Genomic DNA, 18,939 nt, shown 5'->3' with positions numbered 1-18,939 from the left:
TCGGAGGTGAGCGGGCAGGGGCCGGACATCAGGCGTGCGGGGAGGGCCGGCCGAGCAGCCGCAGCGCGCACGCCGACAGGCACAGGGCGGCGGCACCGCAGCTGAGCGGCAGGGCCAGGGCGGTGCCCGGCGGCAGCCGGAAGAGCACGACGGCCGCGGCCGCGGCGGCCGCGGCCAGGCAGATACCGGCCGACGGCCAGGCCGCTCCGAAGGCCTGCAGCAGCAGAGCGGTCCACAGGACGGCCGCGAGGAGCAGCAGGCCGACGGGGTCGGCACCGATGAGCAGGGCCGCGGGCAGCAGCGGGGCGAGATACACGAGCAGACAGAGGCCGAGGATGCCGGCCGAGCGCAGCAGGAATCCGGCGGGCGTCGCGGTGGCGCGCAGCGCGGCGACCGACAGTCCGCGGTAGCGGTACAGCAGCCATTCCGCGGGCCCCATGGTGAGCGTCAGCACGATCACCGCGTACGGCTCCTCCCGCCCCTGAAGCAGCACCAGCACCGCGGCGGCCAAACCGAAAAGGCCGTACGGAAGCGACCACAGCAGACGCGGCCTGCCCGCACCGGTGACGGCCGGGACGGAGAGGGTGCCGCGCAGGACCCGTGCGGTGACGGCGAGCGTGGCGAGCAGCGCCAGCGCGGGCAGACCGCTCCGGAGCACGGGCCCGGGCTCCCACCAGGGCAGCGCGGCGGCCCCCGCGAGCAGCGGACTGAGCGCGGCCAGCAGCAGCCGCTCCCGGCCCAGCACCAGCAGCACACCGGCGGCGGCCAGGTAGGCGGACTGCGCCGCAGCCACCCACGTCACCGGTCCGCCCTGCGCGGGCAGCGCGGCGATCGCCGTTGCCACCGCCGCTCCCGCGGGCGCGCCGGCCAGCAGGGTACGGCCCGCCTCCCGGCGTCCGGTCGCCATCCGCAGGTGGGCGCGGTGGCCGAGGGCCTGCCCCCATGCCCAGGAGACGACCCCGGCCACGACGAGGGCGCCGGCGTGCCCGCCCGCGTCCCACAGGGGAGCGGCCAGCAGGTAGGCGAGCCCCGGCAGGGCGAACAGCACGCCGCGCAGCAGACAGCGCACGGTGTCGGGACGCCAGGGATCGGCAGCCGGAGCGGGTTCGGGGAAGGTGCGCGGTACGCGCTCGTACAGCGCGGAGGCGAGCGAGAACAGGTTCGGGTGACCGTACCGTTCGTTGATCACGGAGGCGGACAGTCCTTCCGCCTCCAGGAGCGCGGCCACCTCGTAGGGGTGAACGGCAGGGCCTATGCGGTCGGCGAGTTCGGCGGCGAGTTCGCTGACCGCCCGCTCGTCGGGGCCGCTGCGGGGGAGCCGGACGGTGAGTGTGGCCTCGTCGACGGCCCAGCGGGGACGGCGTCGGAGTGGGCGGGTGCCGGCCAGCCGGATGGCCAGCGTGTCCTCCTCGGAGCCCCCGGGTTCGAGGGATATCGGCCCGCTCACAGGGCGTGGCTTCCGGTGCCGTTGACGGCCGGTGCGGAGATCCTGACCGCGGTGGGCACGACCGTCGACTCCTGTTCGGGGTGGGCCAGTTCCAGGTAGACGGAGCGGAACGTGTCGATGGTCCGGCGGAGGGTGAACTGCTCGATGACCCGCAACCGCGCCGCCTCGCCCATGGCCCTGCGCCGGGCGGCGTCGCCCAGCAGCTCCAGCGCGGCGCCGGCCATCGCCTGCGGATCGCGCGGGGGCACCACGAGCCCGGTGTCGCCGACGGCCTCGCGTACTCCGCCCACATCGGTGGAGACGGTCGCGCGGCCGCAGGACATGGCCTCGATCAACGTGAACGGGAAGCCCTCGCTGATGCTGGAGAGCATCACCACGTTCCCCGCGGCGTACGCGTCCCTGATGTCCTCGACGCGGCCTTCGAAGGTGACGGCGTCGGCGTGCCCGAGTTCCGCGGCCAGGGCCTCGCAGCGTTCCCGGTAGGCCTCTCCACCGCGCGGTGTCCCGCCGAACAACCGCAGCCGCGTCCGCGGGAGGCGGGCCCGGACGAGGGCGAAGGCGCGGATCAACGTCTCCAGGTCCTTGATGGGGTCGACACGGCCCGCCCAGCTGAGCGTGGGCACCTCGGGTTCCGGCCCGGCCGCCGGGAACGCGGCGGGGTCGACGCCGTTGTAGACCGTACGGATCGACCGCGGGTCGGCGCCGCCCTCCTCCTCCCACAGCCGGTTGTAGCGGTTGCCCGGTGTGATCAGGGCGGCCCGGAGGTAGCTCTCCCGCGCGAGCAGCCGGAAGAACCCCAGAATCACCGCCTTCACCGGCCACCGGTAGGGCGCGGTGCGGTAACCGAGGTAGCGCTCGCGCAGGTAGACCCCGTGCTCCGTCAGCAGCAGGGGAACGCCGTGGCCTTCCAGCGCGGCGAGCCCCGGCAGCACGGCGACCCCGCCGCTCACCGCGTGCGCGACCCCGCTCTCCGGCGCCGGGGCGGCCAGCGGGCGCAGGGCGTGCTCGAGCAGCGCGGTCGCGGTGAGCGCGTCGTGCAGCGTCGGCCGGGCCTCGCGGACGGCGAGACCGGGGCGGTTCCAGAGCGCAGTGAGCAGCGTGACGGCCCGGTCCCCGCGCAGGAAGGCGCTGAGCGTCCCGTCCGACGCTGCCCGTGCCAGCGCGTACAGGGCGGGCGCGAAGCCGTCCTCGGCGCGCGGGTCGAGCAGCGCCGTCAGGAACCGCTCGTAGGCGGCGGCGAGTTGGTTGCGCGCCCGGCCCCGGGGCGGACGGCCCTCGGGCGGGGCGCCCCACATGGGGACGGACAGCACGCTCGTCACGTGCGCGGGCAGGTCCCACACGACCGGCTCACGTCCGGTGCCGGTGACGGCGATGACGTCGAAGGTGAGGTCGGGCATGCCCTGGACGAGTTGGTCGCACCAGACGCTGACACCGCCGTGGCTGTGCGGGTAGGTACCTTCGGTGAGCAGGGTGACGCGCGTCACTCCGGTGTGTCGCGCGCCCTGGGGAAAGGGCATCGGTGTGCTCCACGACTGAGGTGTGGGGTGGTTCGAGCCGGTCCAGGCCGCCGCCCGGGGGGCGGCCTGGACCTTCGGTCGGTGCGCGGCGCGTGCGCGCCGTTCAGCCGTCCGCGGTGTGGCCCACCGGTTCGGTGATGCCCGCGGCGGCACGGGTGCGCGGATCGGTGACGCCCGCCGGGACACGGGTGGGCGGCGCGGGGCGGGTGGCCGGAGCTGCTTCGGTGGTGTCGTCGGCGGCCGGAGCCGCGGATGGCGCCGGCAGGGTGAAGGCGAGCGGCGTACCCGTGGAAGGGACCCAGCCGGACACGGCCCCCGCGTACGCCTCGCCGAACGCGGTGCCGTTCAGCGTGGTGCCGGTCGGCAGGGTCGCGGTGACCGCCAGTCCGGCCGGGGCGTCGACACGCACGGTGGTGCCGATGCGGTGCGCGGTGACGTCCCCGGCGCGGAGTGCGGCCTGCCAGTCGGCACGGCGCTTCAGTTCGGTGCCGATGTCGCGCATCCGCGGGTTCACCACGGGGGTGTCCTCGGTGAACAGCGCCGCGTAGCCGCCCAGTACGCCGTCGAGGACGGGGTAGGCGATGCGGTCCTCGGCGAGGTTGGACTGGTGGATGAAGTGCGGCTTGGGGTCGTTGGACAGGACGTGCCCGAGGGCGATCCGGGTCTCCAGCGGCACGATGTGGTCGGCGTACCCGGTGGCGGTGTCCAGGGGCGCCGGGAGGCAGGTGGTGGTGTCCGGGTTGTCCTCGCAGATGCCGCTGCCTCCCTGGGCGCGGCTGGTGTAGATCCAGTTGTACTCGTCGACCTGCTCGGCCGCCCGGCCGGCGTTGTAGAAGACGTTCATCGGGTAGCGCGGCACGGTCGTGGCGGTGCCGACCGGGCGCTGGACGGGCTCACGGGAGTTGTCGGAGCCGAGCCAGGCGATGTCGTTGTCGTCCAGGGCGGGAGCCAGGTTGGGGTTGTCCTCGGGCTGCTGCGGGAGGACCTTCATGCCCGAGTGCTCACCGGTGACCAACTCGTCGTTCTTCATCGGCAGTCCGGCGACCAGGCCCCAGACCCGGTTGATGGCGATCTCGTCGGAGATGTCGTTGCGGCTCATCCACCGGGTGCTGCCGTCGGCGTTGGTGGCGCACTTCCACGGCACCACGGAGACGTCCTGCACACAGCCGAGGAAGGGGTGCGAGTAGGTGTGGTTGATCCAGCGGAACTCGCCCCGCCGTGCGATCAGCCGGTCGGCGAGGGCGTCGACGCCGTTGTTGTCCGCGCGGTGGTCGACACTGCCGGCGCCGTTGTAGGCGAAGTCGAGAGTGAAGTTCTTGCTGTCCTGCCACGCGACGGCGTGGTCCACGTCGGCGGCCGTCATCCGGATCGGGTCGGGCCTCACGTCGGGGTCCGTGCAGTCGACGTCGCCCGGCGTGCAGTTGAGCGTGCTGTTCCACCGGTCGTCGGCGGCGAAGACGTCGTCCACGTGCACGGAGAAGTAGTTGCGTGAGGCGCCCAGGTGCACGCCGCCGGTCATCCACTCCACGATGCCGCGGGCCAGGAGCCGGAACTGCTGCTGGTACCGGTTGTAGACGAACGTGACCACCAGTTCGCGCCGGCCGTCGTGCCGGTACTCGCCCACCAGGGTGCCCTTGCCGGACTGCCCCGGGATCGCGGCCTCGACGTACGGAGTGAAGTCGGCCCCCGCCACGGGCTTCGACAGGTAGGCGTAACTCTCGCCGACGGCCGTGTCGTTGTCCTCGAAGGGCACCGCCCCGTCGAGATAGCCGAAGGGACCCGACTTGCCCGCGGCCGTCACCTGAGCCTGCTTGCCGTCGAGGCTGCCGGCGTAGCCTCCGAGGACCGGGTACTGCAGACCGGCCTCGGGGCGCGCGTAGGTGTAGGCGTCGACCTGGGGAATGTCATACGTCCGCTCGTACGCCGCGAGTGCGGCCATCTCGGTGGAACCGGCCGGGAACGGATTGTCGTTGGGCAGCACCACGGCCTGGAACTTGGCGCGCGGCCGGCCGTCCACGGTGTCCGCGAGGAAGCCGGCGTCGATCACGGTCCGGTCGGACTGCGTGAGGTCGACCTCGGTGTACGGCGTGCCTGCGGCGGCCAGTTCGGCGGCGATCGCGTCGGTGGACGGGCCGCCGTCGCTCACCACCAGCACCCGCAGGTCGATGCGGGGCGTGGGATCGGCGTGGGCCGCGCCGGCCGGCAGACCCAGTGCGGCGATGAGCGCGCCCACCGTGACCACGGTGGTGCGTATGGTCCGCTTCATGCGGTGATGTCCCCTCCCGGGCAGGGGTGAGCACGGCTCCCGCGGAGCGGACGCACCCCCTTGCGTGCCGCCGGCATCCCCCTCAGAAGCCCGTTCGTCACGCATCCGTCGCGTCACATAGTGGGGTCTGTGTGAGGATTTCGAGGTCGTGTTGTGAAACATGACGAGAAAGTGCAGGTGTCGAACGGGGTGATTGCGGAGGGCGGATCGAACCGCCGCGGATCGTCCGGGGGCCGGGGCGGGGCGGGTGCGAGGGCTTCGTTGCTGGTCCGGGCCCTGTGCCGCGGACCGGCGGGCCGCTGGGGCCCGCCGGTCGTCGTGACAGGGTTCCAGGCGGTGCGAGAAGCGGGGCAGGGCGACTTTCAGGTCACGGTTGCCCGGTTTCTCGCAGCGGGCGTCAGGCGCAGAGAACGCGCGTCACGGGGGTGTAGACCGGGCCGCCGCTGACGTTCGTGGAGTCGTTGAACTCGGCGTAGAAGTACGAGTAGAAACCGATGTTGCCGTTGCAGCCGGAGTCGGCCGCGATGTCCAGCTCCAGGGTGACCGTACGGCTCTGGCCGGGCGGGATGGTGGTGCCGTAGTTGCCGCCGAGGTTGGCCGGGCCGGTCCCCGAACAGGGCGTGGCGCCGTTCGCGGTGGCCAGGGTGCAGCCGGAGAAGCTGTACTTCAGGTCGGGGCGCTGCGTGGTCAGCCAGGTCGGCTCGATCGTCTGGTACACGAACCAGATGTCGTAGGTGTTGTTGTTCGTGAGGGTCATCGACAGGTTGACCGTGCCGCCGGGCGTGGTGGTGGCGCTGTCGGTGGCGAAGGTCAGTTCGGCCGGCGCCGGGTCGGCCGCGCTCGCGCTGGGGGCCAGGCCGAACACGGCGAGGAAGAGGGCGAGGACGGCACCGAGACCGAAACGTCTCATCAGGGGTGATCGCATGGCCAGGGAGGCTAAGCAGGGCCCGGGTGCGGCGTCTGCCCTGCGGGGCAGGGGGTGAGGGGTGCTCGGCTGGAAGTATGCGTGGCGTGATGGAAACGTGGTGGAAGTGTGAAGGATTGGCGGGGTGTGCAATCGCCCAGGTGACCGGCGCGGGCGAAGACACTGCGGCGGGCCGGATGACGCCGACCGTCTCCACGGCGCCCGAAGATGACATTGGCGCGTATGCGACCCGGTGGGCCTCACCGCCACCCGAGCAGATCATGGAACTCTCGGCCATCCGTCCGGTTTCCGGCCGAGGACTCGGTGCGCCCGGCATCCGGGGAGTCCTGCACGACAGCGCCCATGCGTCGCCTCGGCGTGGATCAGCGCTCGCCCGCTCCGCGGCACGATCGAGGTCGGCCGGCCGCCGCCGGGCGAGCACGCCGTTCACGACGTCGTAGCCCGAAGGCGTCCGCCGTCACGTCACGCGCGCACCCGTCACCAGGATCCGCGCGGCATCTCCGCCGTGACATGCGGCGATGTGACGCGCCCCATCAGCGCGGTGAACAGGTGCCGAGCGTGCATCCCGTGGTTCGGGGGACACGAGGCGGTATGGCGAGAAATGGCGGGAACAGAGTGTTGACGGAATCGTCGGGCCGGGGAGCGGCACCGGAGGGCACGGCGCTCAAGCGCGCGCTGACGACCCCGCTGCTGTACTTCTTCATCCTGGGCGACGTGCTCGGCGCCGGCGTCTACGTCCTGGTCGGGCAGGTCGCGGCCGACGCCGGGGGAGCGGTCTGGCTCCCGCTGGTCGTCGCGCTGCTGCTGGCGCTGCTGACCGCCGCCTCGTACGCCGAGCTGGCGACGAAGTATCCGCGGGCCGGCGGAGCCTCCCACTACACCACCCGCGCGTTCGGGCCGTTCGCCGGATTCGTCGCGGGCTTCTGCATGCTGGCCGCCGGCATCGTGTCCGTGGCCGCACTCGCCCGCGGCTTCGGCGGCGACTACCTGTCCGCCTTCGTGACCCTGCCCGTAGGGCTCGTCGCCGTCCTGTTCCTGGCCCTGCTCGCCCTGGTCAACGCGCGGGGCATCAAGGAGTCGACCCGCGCCAACGTCGTCGCCACCGTCGTCGAGGTGGGCGGACTGATCGTCGTCGTCGCCCTCGGCGCGTGGCTGCTGCTGCGCGGCGACGGCGACGCCGGGCGGCTCACGCAACTGGGCACGCCGGAGAAGGGCGCGGCCGCGGCCGTGCTGAGCGGCTCCGTACTGGCCTACTACTCCTTCGTCGGGTTCGAGACCTCCGTGAACGTCGCCGAGGAGACCCGCAATCCGCGGCGCTCCTACCCACGCGCCCTGTTCGGCGCCCTCGCCACCGCCGGGGCCGTGTACGTCCTGGTGGGCATCGCCGCGTCCGCCGCGGTACCGACCGCCCGGCTGGCCGAGTCGAGCGGCCCCCTGCTGGAGGTCGTGAAGGAGGCCGGCGGCGTGCCGACCCGCCTGTTCAGCGCCATAGCACTCGTGGCCGTCGCAAACGGGGCGCTGCTCACCGGCATCATGTCCTCCCGCTTGGCCTACGGCATGGCGAAGGACGGGCTGCTGCCCGCCGCACTGACCGAGGTTCTGCCGGGCCGCCGTACGCCGTGGGCCGCGATCGCGGTCACCACGCTGCTGGCGATGCTCCTCGCACTCACCGGCAGCGTCGCCACCCTCGCGTCCACCCTGGTGCTGTTGCTGCTGATCGTCTTCCTCATGGTCAACACGGCGGTCCTGGTCCTGCGCCGCGACGCGGGCGAGGCCGACCACTTCCGGACGCCGACCGTACTGCCGGTACTGGGCATCGCCTCCTGCGTCCTGCTGGCCACGCAGATCGAGGCGGAGGTGTGGTTGCGCGGACTGGTGATCGTGGCCGTCGGCATGGTGCTCGGCGCGGTCGGCGCCGCGCGGCGTGGCGGCCGGACGGACGCGGGCGTGCGGGACCCCGGCTGACCGGGGCCCGGCTGCTCCGGCCGGCGGGTTGCCAATCGACACTCGGGCGATGCGCCGGCCACCGGCCGGGTGGGTGGCTGTCGAAGGAGGCGGCCGAGGAGACGAGGACGAAGCGGACAAGCCCGTCCGCTGCGGTGGCGCGAGTGGGTCGTCGACGAGGACGTGCCGGAAGTGGCGGCGGTAGTGCTCGGCGACGTTCGGTGGCCCCCTTGCTGCCCGGACGCTGACGGAGTCGATCGCGCACCGCGACCGGTCCGGCTCACCCCGGGCACCGAGTTCGTAGAGGATGCCCCTGGTGCAGCCGGGCCCGGACCCGCTCCCCGCTCCACTGGCGAAGCGCCGGTAGACCGTGGGCCAGGCCGGGCCGAACACCGGAGGCAACTGCCGCCCGGTGCAGCCGACATGGCCACGAAGACGATCGCCGCCAGGCACTCGCGGTCCCCGGCCCACTGTCGCCTGCCACCCTGCGGGCGTACGACCGGTAAGGGCGGAACCACCGCCGACTCATGAGAGACGCCGCGCACCCGACCCCAGCCGGACGGTGACGCCCTCGGGGGTCAGGGGGGTGTGCTCCGCCGAGCACTGGACGGTGACGTGCACCGGGGCGCCGCACTCGGTGTGGGTCACGTCCAGAACGGGGCCCGGGCTCCCGGGGTCGACGGCGTACCTCTCGCCCCACTGGCTGAGCGCCACCAGGACGGGCCACAGGTCCCATCCCTTACGGGTCAGGTGGTACTCGTTACGGGAGCGTCGGCCCGGCTCCCGGTAGGCGACAGCCTTCAACACGCCGGCTGCGGTCAGCTTGCGCAGGCGGTCGCTGAGGACGGCCTCCGAGAGGCCGATGTGACGGTGGAAGCCGTCGAAGCGGCGCACCCCGTTGACGGCGTCGCGCAGGATCAGCAGCGTCCATTTCTCCCCGACCACATCCAGCGCGCGCTGGACTGGACAGTTCTCCGTGCTCACCTCAAGCCACTCCATCCGGTCATCGTAGAGCCCCTGGCTTCGTCATTGACAGTCAGAGGAAGGCGCAGCTAGCTTCACTTGGGAAAGCCAGATGATCAGACGGAAGGCGCTGGGCCGTGGGGCGAACACGTACGTACAGCTGGGACGATCCGGCGATCCCGGCGCAGGCCGCTGCGGGCATGGCCGGTCTCGACTTCCTGCGAGAGGTGCAGGCGGGGCGGCTTGCCGCGGCGCCCGTCGGCCGGACCCTCGACTTCGCCCTGGACGAGGTGGAACACGGCAGGGCGGTCTTCTCCCTGGTGCCGGGCGAGGAGCACTACAACCCGATCGGCAGCATGCACGGCGGCGTCTTCGCCACGCTGCTCGATTCCGCGGCGGGCTGTGCGGTCCAGTCCACGCTTCCGCAGGGGATGGCGTACACCTCGCTCGATCTGACGGTGAAGTTCCTGCGGCCGGTCACCGTGGACACGGGCCGGGTGCGCGCCATCGGCACGGTGATCAGCAGTGGTCGCCGAACCGCCCTCGCCCAGGCCCAGTTGGTCGACGCGGCGGACCGCCTGCTCGCGCACGCCACCAGCAGCTGTCTGCTCTTCCCCGTGCCCGTGTGACGTTGTGGTCAGCGAGACACCGCGGTCCTTCGAGCGCCGCTCTCCTGCTGGGTCCAGGCGTCGAGCTGCTGGCGCAGCCAGCCTGCCAGTCGCTCCCGCCTTCCCTCGGTCACCGTCGGCCGCTCCGCGGGACACGGTCGATGGGCGCAGATGAGGCGAAGCTCGATAGGTGTCACATAGACAGGATTTCCGTCACCGCCACAACATTATTGGCGAATTACGGCAGTTCACCAGGTTTCCGCACGGGGAGTAGCGTTGGGGCGCCCCTGCGGCGGGCCGCCGGAGCTTCCTACGGCCCGGCACAGCCGAATTGAGCACTGACCGACAAGGAGGATCACGATGTCGTGGTTGACCAGCAGCCTTCGGGCGCTCAGTGGTGAGATGCGTGCACGGTGGCACGGGTACTTCGTCGGCTACGGGCAGCAGGACTGACGCTCGGCGGCCGCCAGGCACAGCCCCGACCGTGAAGGAGGGCAGCAGCGGTGTCATGGATCATCAAAAGCCTTCGCGGGCTCAGCGGTGAGGCGCGTACACGGCGCCACGGGTACGGCGACAGGTACGGGCACAACGCCTGACGTTCTCTCCCTGAAGGGATGGGACGCGAGGCAGACAGCCGTGCGTCCCGTCCCCCGTCAGATGGGCGGATGACCTCCTTGCTCCTGGACAGAAAGAGCCTGTGGCCGCAACTGCGGCGGTGGGAGAAGCAGGCTGCGGGCCGCGACGGTCCGTTCAGGCTCCGCTTCGGCACCCTGTTCGTGGCCGACGCCGACGCGGCCCGAGACATCCTGGTCGACTCGGCCGGTGACTACCTGTCCCAGTCCGGGTTTCTTCGCCTGGGACCCGAATCCCTGCCTCGCAAGGTCAGGAGAGAAGCCTCCCGCGAACTGCTCAGGGTCCTGTCCCGGCACGACCTCGCGTCATCGTTCGACCTCGCCTGCGCCCTCGGTGAGGTGAGTGACGGCCGCGGCCGTCTGCGGCACCAGCGCTGGGGCGTCGAACTGGTGCGGCGGTACTTCGCCCCCGTCATCGCGCACCCGCGCCATACCGAGATCAACGCGCTCGTCGACGCCTACGTGACGTCCAGCGTCGTCGCCGACGACATCGTCGGCCATGTGCTGAGACGCTCGCACCGTACGGTGCCGGCCGTCCGGGCCGGGCTCGCCGCACAACTCAGCCGACTGCAGGCACCCGAAACGGGCGCGCAGGACCTTGTCGACCTGGTGCTGGGCCTGCCCGGAGAGCTGTCCCCGGCCGATCGCGCGCAGTTGCTGCAACGCCTTGTCCTGTCCACGGTCGGCTTCACCGGCGTGACCCTCGAATGGGTCGTGATGCTCGGTATCAGGCACGGCTACGACACCCCGGCGGTACGCCCAGAGCAGGTCCATCGGCTGGTCAAGGAGGCGTTGCGTCTCTACCCGACCGCCTGGCGCCTCATCAGAGTGGCCGCCGCCGACCACGCCATAGCCGGCTCCCGGGTCCACGAGGGTGAGCACGTCCTGATCGGCACGCACGCGATTCACCGGTCGGCGACCGTATGGGACAGGCCCCTGGACTTCCGCCCCTCACGCTGGGAGCAGCCGACCGATGAGCAACGGCGCTCCTACCTCCCCTTCGGCAAAGGCGAGGGCATGTGCCCGGCGAACAGCTTCGCCATCAGGGCCCTCGAACACCTCAGCCACCTCATCCTCCACGATTACCGGGGACACGTGCGGCTCCGCGCCCGCAGACCCCACGTCCGCACGCTCCTGGCCCCGCCTGCAGGCTGGACCCGCCTCACCCCCGCCCCGCCACCCGATTGCTGAACCGGTCTCTTCGGCTCGTCCTCAGCGAAGAGTCGCGACCGCACCGAGAACGAGGCGTCGAGGACGAGGGCTGAGAACCGCTGACGAAATGAGGTGCCGCCGGCTCAACGCGGTCCGACGGCACTGCGAGTCGTGCCGGCGTCATTGCCCCAGTGAGTGGACTTGTAATGACAGCCCTTCCGGGCTGTGCAGTCTCAATGCGGAGTGGTCGGTCTCTCGGATCCAGGTAGTGGGAATCTGGCCACCGACCTGCACGCGGGAGATGACGCCATCCACATCATCGACCCCGACGGAGAGTTCCCACTGCGGGGTGGCGATGGGGCCACGCGTCTTGATGAATGCGGCAGCCTCCAGGGCAGTACCTGTCAACTGGTAGGAGAAGTCCCGGGCCCGGTCTGGTCGGTTGCAGGCCAGGAGCATGTGGTGTGGGGCGCCTACGAAGCGGGGCGGGAACTTCCACCCGGTGAACCCATGGGGTTGCCACAGGGAGAAGGCAGCGCCCACCGGGTCGATCAGCGTCGCCGTACGGCCCTGATCGCCCGCGTCGAAGGGACCACGACAAGACGCGCGCCGTTCACGGTCGCGGCTTCAGCGCGGCGGTCGACGTCGTCAACAGCCAGGCAGATGCGACGTGGACGGGCATGTCCGGCGGGTAGATCGGGTTCGCAAGGTCGCTGACGCTGCCGATCTGATACCCACCGATGGTTATCTTGGTGGCCTGGCGCCAGTCCTCCTCATCCACTGCGAAACACCAGCCCAGTGCCTCCGACAGGAAGGCAGCGGTGCCGGACGGGTCGCGGACTTTCAGGTCCATCCAGCAGAACTCGTGCAACGAACCGAGGGCGGTCATCATGTCCTCCCTGTCTTCAAGTGCTGGGTATCGGCTCGCCGGGCGACTGCGCAAGCAGGTTTCAGCTGCCACCCGGCGGGCCCGCCTTGCACGTGGTCCGTGGCGGCCTCGCGACCTGGGTTGCCCCGTCCGTTCGAGTGCTGTTCCCTGCCCAGCCCTCTTGGGCAACGGCGCGTTCACGTGCACCGGTCTGCTCGCATCGTCGCGTCCACGCCAACTTGAGCACCTGACCGCCTCACCCACCTTGCGACCGGGCGCTTTCCCTCTCGTCACTTCATCGTTGCCGCCGCAATTCAGCCGCATGCCGTGCAGCGCGTTACTGCGAACGCTTCGCTGACCAACATCACCGAAGTCTCTGCTCACCGCTGCCTCACAGGTGATTCACCATGCGGCACAGGCGCGAAGACTCGTCACGGCCTTCCTGGCCTTGATTCTCCTTGCGATATCGGCTGTCGCCCCGTCCTGGGCTGCTCCCCGGGCCCGGCCGGATGGTGTTGCGGTGGGTGTCGCTCAGGTCAAGGCCCGTACGGCCGAGGATCTGCCCGATCCACCCAGGGCGATGACGCTGGCCGAGCGTCGCAAGCAGGTCGCGAAGGACCGGCGCGAACTGTCGCCCGTGGGGCGCTACATGACTGCGCCGGAGCGAACGGCCAAGGGCACGCCTCACGGTCGGCCGGACAGGAGCGCATCAAGCGTGGCCCCGCCGCCGAGACGGGCGCGGCCGCGCAGCGCCTCGCCGCCGCGCCCGGGAACCCGGTTTGGTGTCGGCCTGGGCGACCGCGTGCCCCGGCATGCTGTCGATCGGCGGACAGGTGTGTGGTCCGGCCGCGGTGCGACGCGCGTGCAGTGAGCCCGTGGCGCGCTGTCGGGAGAGTCTCCGTCCTGGGCAGGAGGGCAAGTTGTCCGTTGACTATGAGCTCACTGGTGGCCGCACCACGGGGGACGGAGCCGTTCGCGGAGTCCTCGGCGGCCGACGGCTCCCTTGGGGTGGTGGCGGCGCAGGTTGGCGGCGAGGATGCGGTCGAGCGTGCGGTCGGACAGCATCGGGCCCAGGCACATGATCAGGGCGGCATCCCGGCCGGCGGTGTAGCGGGTGCGCGGTCTGGGCGTCGTCACGGCCCTCGCGATGACCCGGGCGGCGGCGTCGGCGGTCAGGCCTGAAGCAGTGCCCGAGGTCATCAACTTGTTGTTCGCCTGGAGCAGTCTGCCGTAACGCTCGTCCTGCTCCGGCGTCATCTGGGCAGCCAAGTGGTTCGCCGTCTCGACCCCGCGGGCAGCCATCTCCGTGCGGACGCCGCCGGGCTCGACCACGACCACCTGTACGCCCAGCGGAGCGACCTCCCGGCGGAGCGAGTCGCTGACCGCCTCCAGGGCGAACTTCGTGCCGGCGTACGCGCCGTAGGTGGCCATGGCGAACCTGCCGCCGACCGAGCTGATGTTGATCACACGGCCCTTGCTGCGCAGCAGCGCGGGTAGGAGCGCTTGAGTGACGGCGATGTGACCGAAGAGGTTGACTTCGAACACCCGCCGCCACTCCGTCATCGGCAGGGCTTCGACCGGGGCGTTCACCTGGACGCCGGCGTTGTTGACGAGCGCGTGCAGCGCGCGCGGGTCGTCGGCGACCCGCGCGGCGAGTGCCTCCACCTGCTCGGACTTGGTGATGTCGAGGATGACCGGCTCGATGCCGGTCGATCGGATGGCGTCGGCGTCACGGTCGCGTCGCACGCCGGCCAGGACGTGAAATCCCCGGCGAGCCAGTTCGCGGGCGGCTGACGCGCCCATGCCCGTGGAGGCTCCGGTTACGACGATCAACTTCTGATTTTCAGATGACGTTGTCACTTTGATTACGGTACCGGTTCAGATGACGCTGTCAACTGTATGATGGGTGTCATGACCACCCGTGCCGAGTCCGCCGCCGCCACCCGCCGTGCTCTGCTCGACGCGGCTGCCGAGCTCCTCGACCTCGGCGGTCCCGAAGCAGTCACCTTGCGCGAGGTGGGCGCGCGGGCAGGCGTGACCCGGGGAGCGCCGTACCGGCACTTCACGGGCAAGGACAGCCTGCTGACCGCCGTCGCGGCCGAAAGCTGGGAACGGATCGGCGACCAGGTGCATGCCCTTCGGACCGACCCGGCCCTGTCTGCCTCCGAGAAGCTGCGTGGCGCTCTCCGCGCCCTCATCGACGTCAGCCGGAACCAGCCGCACCTGTACCAGGTGTTGTTCAGGCGGCGCGCAAAGCTTCCTGGGCAACTCGGTGACGGGATGGATCGCATCCGGCGTCAGCTATGCGGGCCGGAAGGCGACCCGGCCGTGGCAGACCGCGCGGCCGAACGCTTTCAGGACGAGTTCCTGGACATCGTCGCCGCCCTCGTGGGAGAGCGGAACGCACGGCATTACGGCGCCCTGCTGCTGACCAGCGCACACGGCATCGCGGGCATGGAGCTCAGCGGCCACCTCGACACAGACAGGTGGCACACCACGGCCGACGAACTTGTCGGAACTCTCGTCCGTATGGTCACGGAAGCCGGTGAAATGGCGTAACAACGCCCATGCCCTCTCGACGGCAGAGGAATAGGTCTACCGGGACCGGATCCGGCCCTTGCGTGAAGGTAAGCGGACCCTGCTGGCCACCAAGCCGTCCGGGCGGGCCCTCCACGCGTGGATGCTTCGATTCGCCGACTGGGCCGGTGAACGACGCGGCGTCTGCGAGGTCTCAGTCGCTATGAAGGTTTGCGGCTGCTTGGGCGCCGGCCCGGTCTGCGACGGGGTCCGGCAGGTTTTGGCGATGGTGTTCGAGGCCGGTGCCACGGCGGGGGAACTGTGCAGCGGCATGGACTGGTTGGGGTGGGCGGTGTCCTCGCCGGGGTTGGAGGTCTTTGGGGCTGGAGTGGGGGTTGTTCCCGGTGCCGGGTGGGGGTCGTGTGTTTGTGGAGTGCGGCAGTCGGCGCTGTTGGCTGTGCTGCCGTGGTGTCTGACTGGTGAGGAGGGTGTCTGGCCTGTCTTATGGTGTCAGGCGGCCATGGATGGCTTGGCTGATGGTCCGCACCGCATGGTCGACACCTCGTACCGTGGCTGTGGGGTGGGCTGTTCGGATTCGTAGATGAACGCTGTGGAGCTGTGCCGGCTGCCGCAGTAGTCGGTGATTCCGTGCTCGATCTGCGTCCGCAGTGCACTTTCGTATCCGTGGCGCTGGTATGCGCTGCAGTCGTCGCCGGTGATGGGGAGGATGTGGGTGGTGAGGTTGTGCAGTTTCGGCTGCAGGCCCGAGGCGGGGGAGTGTTCGAACGCCCAGCCGTTGACGAAGACACGGTCGATCCACCCCTTCAGCAGTGCAGGCATCGACCACCAGTACACGGGGAAGACGAGCACGAGGTCGGTGGCCTGTTCGAGGCGGCGGTGCCCGGCCACGATGTCAGTCGGATAGTTGCCTTTCTCGCGGTACGTCCGACGATCCGCCGGAGTGAACCGGGGGTCGAACTGCTCCGCGGCGAGGTCGGCGGTCTCGGTGGAACCGGGCTGAACACGTGATGCGTCAGGGACTGGGGGTCCGGGTTGGCGGCGGCCAGCAGGGTGTGCGTTGACGGCTCCTGTCGGATGGAGAACGGATGTTGACGAGTGGTGTGGGTGTGCGGGGCGGCGTGCGGTGCTCGGCCTTCCGCAGTGTGGTAGGCCAGGCAGGGGCTCGCGGGACTCAGCACCGCCAGGCTTGCGCTGCCGTGGCCCGCAGGACGAAGTCCTCGAAGGTCCGCGGCGCGCGTCCCAGCACGGTGGCGACGTCGTCTGTCGTCCAGGCGGTGGTACCGCGCTCGAGCAGCACGAACATCTCGGTGAGGTGCTGGGCCTCGTCTTCGTTCCAGCCGTCGCGGACCAGCGCCGCGGTGTACTCGGCGGGGGAAATGCGCCGGTAGACGATGGGCAGTCCGGATGCCCGGGAGATCATCTCGGCTGCCTCCGCCCAGGTCAGCCCGCGTGGCCCGGTCAGCTCGTAGACGCGGCCGGCGTGCCGGCCGGGCTCGGTCAGTACCGCGGCCGCTACGTCGGCGACGTCCTCGAGGTCGATGAACGGCTCGGGGACGGCGCCCGCCGGGAGCGCCAGCTCGCCGGCGGCCAGCGGGGCGCGGAAGGGGTGCCCGTCGAAGTTCTGGGCGAAGTTCGAGGCGCGCAGGACGGTCCATTCCAGCGCCGAGCCGCGCACGGCGTCTTCGGCCGAGCGCATGTCCAGCCCGAACGGGGAGTCGCCCCAATCGTCGGCGCCGTGACCGGACAGCAGGACCAGGCTCCGCACACCGGCGGCCTCGGCCCGCGCCACGAAGTGGTGCACCGGGCCGGGCACGGGCGGGGGCACCACGTAGGCGGCGGTGATGCCCTGCAGGACCTGGTCCCAGCCGGCGGGCTGGAACCAGTCGAACGGGGTCCGGCTGGAACGGGAGGCGGCGCGCACGGGTGTGTCGCGCAGCCGCAACCGGGCGGCCACCCGCCGGCCGGTGTTGCCCGTCGCGCCGAGGACGAGAGTGATGTCGTTGCTCATGACAGTGAGTCAACGGCATGAAACCGGACGGTTCCATGGGTGACAAGCCAGATCACCTGGGTGATCGTCTGAATCGTTTAGCCTTGGCGGGTGGATGCTTTCGGTGACCTGCTGCGCGGAGTGCGGGCTCAGGGTTCGTTGTTCGGCAGCTCGACCCTGACCCCGCCCTGGGCGCTGCACTTCGTGGACGGCGCGCCGCTGACCTTGTGCACGGTCCTGTCCGGAGGTGGCTGGATCGTGCCGGAGCGCCGTCCGCCGGAGCGTCTTGGCATCGGTGAGACAGTGATCGTGCGGGGCCCGGCGCCGTTCCTCTTCGTCGACGAGGTGGGTACCCGGGCCGAACCCGTCGCGTGCGGCGCGTTCTGCTCGACGCCCGAGCAGGGCGGGACCCGGTACCGGCTCGGCTGGCACGACGCCGGTACCGGCGCAAAGGACACGACGACGCTGGTCGTCGGTGCCTATCCGGTGCGCGGCGAGATGAGCCGCAGGCTGCTGGACGCGCTGCCCGTCGTGCTGCGCGTGGGATCCGGCGGCGGGCCCGACCCCGTGTGGGACCATCTTGCCGCCGAGGTCGCCGTCGACACGCCGGGCCAGCAGGTCGTTCTCGACCGGCTGCTGGACTGGATGCTGGTGTGCGCGCTGCGCGAGTACTTCGACCGGCCCGGCGGCACTGCGCCGGGCTGGTACTCCGCCGGGCGCGACCCGGTGGTGGGCGGCGCGCTGCGCCTGCTGCACTCGGAACCGGCAGCGCCCTGGACGGTTGCCTCGCTGGCCGGCCGGACCGGGGTGTCGCGGGCCACGCTGGCGAAGCGGTTCACCGACCTGGTCGGCGAACCGCCGCTGACCTACCTCACCCGCTGGCGCATGACGCTCGCGGCGGACCTGCTGACCGAGCGCGAGACGATGACTGTCGCGGAGGTCGCCCGCGCCGTGGGCTACTCCGACGCGTTCGCGTTCAGCGCGGCGTTCAAACGAATCCGCGGCATCAGCCCCAGCGCGTACCGGCGCACCGCGACGATCCCGTCCCAGGAGCCGGCCGGCCTGCTCCCGTGACGAGATCCCGGACGTCCCCTCCCGGCCTTGCGCTGGCCGGCGAAACAGTGGCGCGACCGCTCTGCGTGTGTCCCCTCCCGGCCGGGAACAGTTGCATCGACGAACAGGCGGTCGGCAAGCACCCTGCCTGGGCCACATCCTCCACTCTGCCTGGGCCACATTCTCCACTCTGCCTGGGCCGCGTCCTCGTGTCGGGAGACCGTCCCACGTGGGCTCGCCCGCCCAGCCCGGCCGCGGATCACCCGGGTCGGGCGGACTTTCGTCTCTGCGGGCCGGCTCACCGACTGGACGGACGACTCCCTGCACCTCACCGTGAAGAGCCTCGCCCGAGGGCGCCGAGGGGTTCGTGGTCCTCCTGTGGCGTTGGCGCGTCGAGCGCACCTGGGCCGGGTGATGAAGGCGCGGCGCAACGTCCGGGGCCGTGAGCGGTTCGGGCAGGTCGGCCCGTCCCATCCGGCCTGCTCCCTGGTCGCTTTGATGGCCCGTCGCCCGGCCCGGCGCGGGCCCGGGAGGTGAGAGGACGAAGACGCCCCGGCCCGCCGCCGTCCGAGCGCAGTCCACTCTGCGACGAGGCACAGGATCGGAGGAAGGCCGCCCCGCACGTCCGCGGAACTGCGAGAACGCCGGCTGCGTTCGAGCCGCGATCGATCCGGCCGGCAGAGGACCAGCTCGCTCCGGCGCAGGCACGCTGCGGTCAGGGACGGGTTTCCCGGGGCAGGTGGCCGCCGGTACCGGCCGGCGTGAATCCTGGCGGCGTGTCTCGCGGCGGCTCCGGGTGACATGGAGGAAGCGGGGCAGGTCCAGCGCCTGGGCACTGGGCCGCCCGGTTCGGCGTGGTGGACGAACTGCCGGCCGGGCGCGTCGCGTACGTCGAGGACCTGGTAGGCGAGGGTGAGGGTGAGGGGACCGACGTCCGGGCGGCAAAGGTGTTCGGCGTCCTGGGTCTTGCCGCGCTCGGTAGGGCTGCTCCACCGGCGGGGGGGGGGGGGGGGGGGGGCGGCGGGGGGGGGGGGGGGGG

General features: G+C 71.1%; 14 protein-coding genes. 5 read left to right on the top strand and 9 right to left on the bottom strand.

Going from position 1 to position 18,939, the window contains the following annotated elements; genetic code table 11:
• Positions 1-28 precede the first annotated feature (28 nt).
• The 4 genes from FGW31_RS00195 to FGW31_RS00180 all read right to left on the bottom strand — a co-directional run bounded on the left by FGW31_RS00195 (position 29) and on the right by FGW31_RS00180 (position 6,155).
• Positions 29-1,447, bottom strand: a complete 1,419-nt coding sequence (locus FGW31_RS00195) for a hypothetical protein (RefSeq protein WP_142191214.1) — start codon at positions 1,445-1,447, stop codon at positions 29-31.
• Positions 1,444-2,964: a GT4 family glycosyltransferase PelF gene (gene pelF, locus FGW31_RS00190; RefSeq protein WP_142191213.1), complete on the bottom strand. Its 1,521-nt coding sequence runs from the start codon at positions 2,962-2,964 to the stop codon at positions 1,444-1,446. Before pelF ends, FGW31_RS00195 begins: the two co-directional genes overlap by 4 nt.
• 103 nt (positions 2,965-3,067) lie before the next feature.
• Entirely contained in the window at positions 3,068-5,230 is a 2,163-nt protein-coding gene (locus tag FGW31_RS00185; RefSeq protein WP_142191212.1) for a hypothetical protein, read from the bottom strand.
• Between the two features lie 397 nt (positions 5,231-5,627).
• On the bottom strand, positions 5,628-6,155 hold the full coding sequence (locus tag FGW31_RS00180; RefSeq protein WP_142191211.1) for a COG1361 family protein: 528 nt from the start codon (positions 6,153-6,155) through the stop codon (positions 5,628-5,630).
• A 618-nt stretch (positions 6,156-6,773) separates the two neighbouring features.
• Here FGW31_RS00180 and FGW31_RS00175 point away from each other — a divergent pair.
• The gene (locus tag FGW31_RS00175) at positions 6,774-8,120 is read left to right on the top strand and encodes an APC family permease (RefSeq protein WP_220510964.1); all 1,347 of its coding nucleotides are present in this window, start codon (positions 6,774-6,776) and stop codon (positions 8,118-8,120) included.
• 504 nt (positions 8,121-8,624) lie between these two features.
• Here FGW31_RS00175 and FGW31_RS00170 read toward each other — a convergent pair.
• Positions 8,625-9,098, bottom strand: a complete 474-nt coding sequence (locus FGW31_RS00170) for a winged helix-turn-helix transcriptional regulator (RefSeq protein ID WP_142191209.1) — start codon at positions 9,096-9,098, stop codon at positions 8,625-8,627.
• A gap of 101 nt (positions 9,099-9,199) precedes the next feature.
• On the opposite strand from FGW31_RS00170, the gene FGW31_RS00165 reads away from it, so the two are divergent.
• Positions 9,200-9,691 carry a PaaI family thioesterase gene (locus FGW31_RS00165; RefSeq protein WP_142191208.1) on the top strand — a complete coding sequence of 164 codons (492 nt, stop codon included), beginning with the start codon at positions 9,200-9,202 and terminating at the stop codon, positions 9,689-9,691.
• 644 nt (positions 9,692-10,335) lie between these two features.
• Entirely contained in the window at positions 10,336-11,493 is a 1,158-nt protein-coding gene (locus tag FGW31_RS36040) for a cytochrome P450 (RefSeq protein ID WP_308432270.1), read from the top strand.
• Between the two features lie 574 nt (positions 11,494-12,067).
• On the opposite strand, the gene FGW31_RS35360 is transcribed toward FGW31_RS36040, so the two are convergent.
• Positions 12,068-12,346: a VOC family protein gene (locus tag FGW31_RS35360; protein ID WP_233452278.1), complete on the bottom strand. Its 279-nt coding sequence runs from the start codon at positions 12,344-12,346 to the stop codon at positions 12,068-12,070.
• A 915-nt stretch (positions 12,347-13,261) separates the two neighbouring features.
• The gene (locus tag FGW31_RS00150) at positions 13,262-14,182 is read right to left on the bottom strand and encodes an SDR family NAD(P)-dependent oxidoreductase (RefSeq protein WP_142191207.1); all 921 of its coding nucleotides are present in this window, start codon (positions 14,180-14,182) and stop codon (positions 13,262-13,264) included.
• Positions 14,183-14,233: 51 nt separating this feature from the next.
• Here FGW31_RS00150 and FGW31_RS00145 point away from each other — a divergent pair, with 51 nt between their 5' ends.
• Positions 14,234-14,881 carry a TetR/AcrR family transcriptional regulator gene (locus tag FGW31_RS00145; RefSeq protein ID WP_220450346.1) on the top strand — a complete coding sequence of 216 codons (648 nt, stop codon included), beginning with the start codon at positions 14,234-14,236 and terminating at the stop codon, positions 14,879-14,881.
• A gap of 468 nt (positions 14,882-15,349) precedes the next feature.
• Here FGW31_RS00145 and FGW31_RS00135 read toward each other — a convergent pair whose 3' ends face one another.
• Positions 15,350-16,018, bottom strand: coding sequence for an NAD(P)H-dependent oxidoreductase (locus tag FGW31_RS00135; RefSeq protein ID WP_233452292.1), 669 nt, complete (start codon positions 16,016-16,018; stop codon positions 15,350-15,352).
• Positions 16,019-16,031: 13 nt separating this feature from the next.
• Positions 16,032-16,868 carry an NAD(P)H-binding protein gene (locus FGW31_RS00130; RefSeq protein ID WP_142191205.1) on the bottom strand — a complete coding sequence of 279 codons (837 nt, stop codon included), beginning with the start codon at positions 16,866-16,868 and terminating at the stop codon, positions 16,032-16,034.
• A 90-nt stretch (positions 16,869-16,958) separates the two neighbouring features.
• Between FGW31_RS00130 and FGW31_RS00125 the strand changes: the two genes are divergently transcribed.
• Positions 16,959-17,921, top strand: a complete 963-nt coding sequence (locus FGW31_RS00125) for an AraC family transcriptional regulator (RefSeq protein ID WP_142191204.1) — start codon at positions 16,959-16,961, stop codon at positions 17,919-17,921.
• Positions 17,922-18,939 lie beyond the last annotated feature (1,018 nt).

The organism is Streptomyces calvus, assembly GCF_006782915.1.
Lineage (GTDB): Bacteria > Actinomycetota > Actinomycetes > Streptomycetales > Streptomycetaceae > Streptomyces > Streptomyces calvus.
Note: the sequence above shows the minus strand (reverse complement) of the source record. Positions and strands in the feature narration are given on the sequence as shown.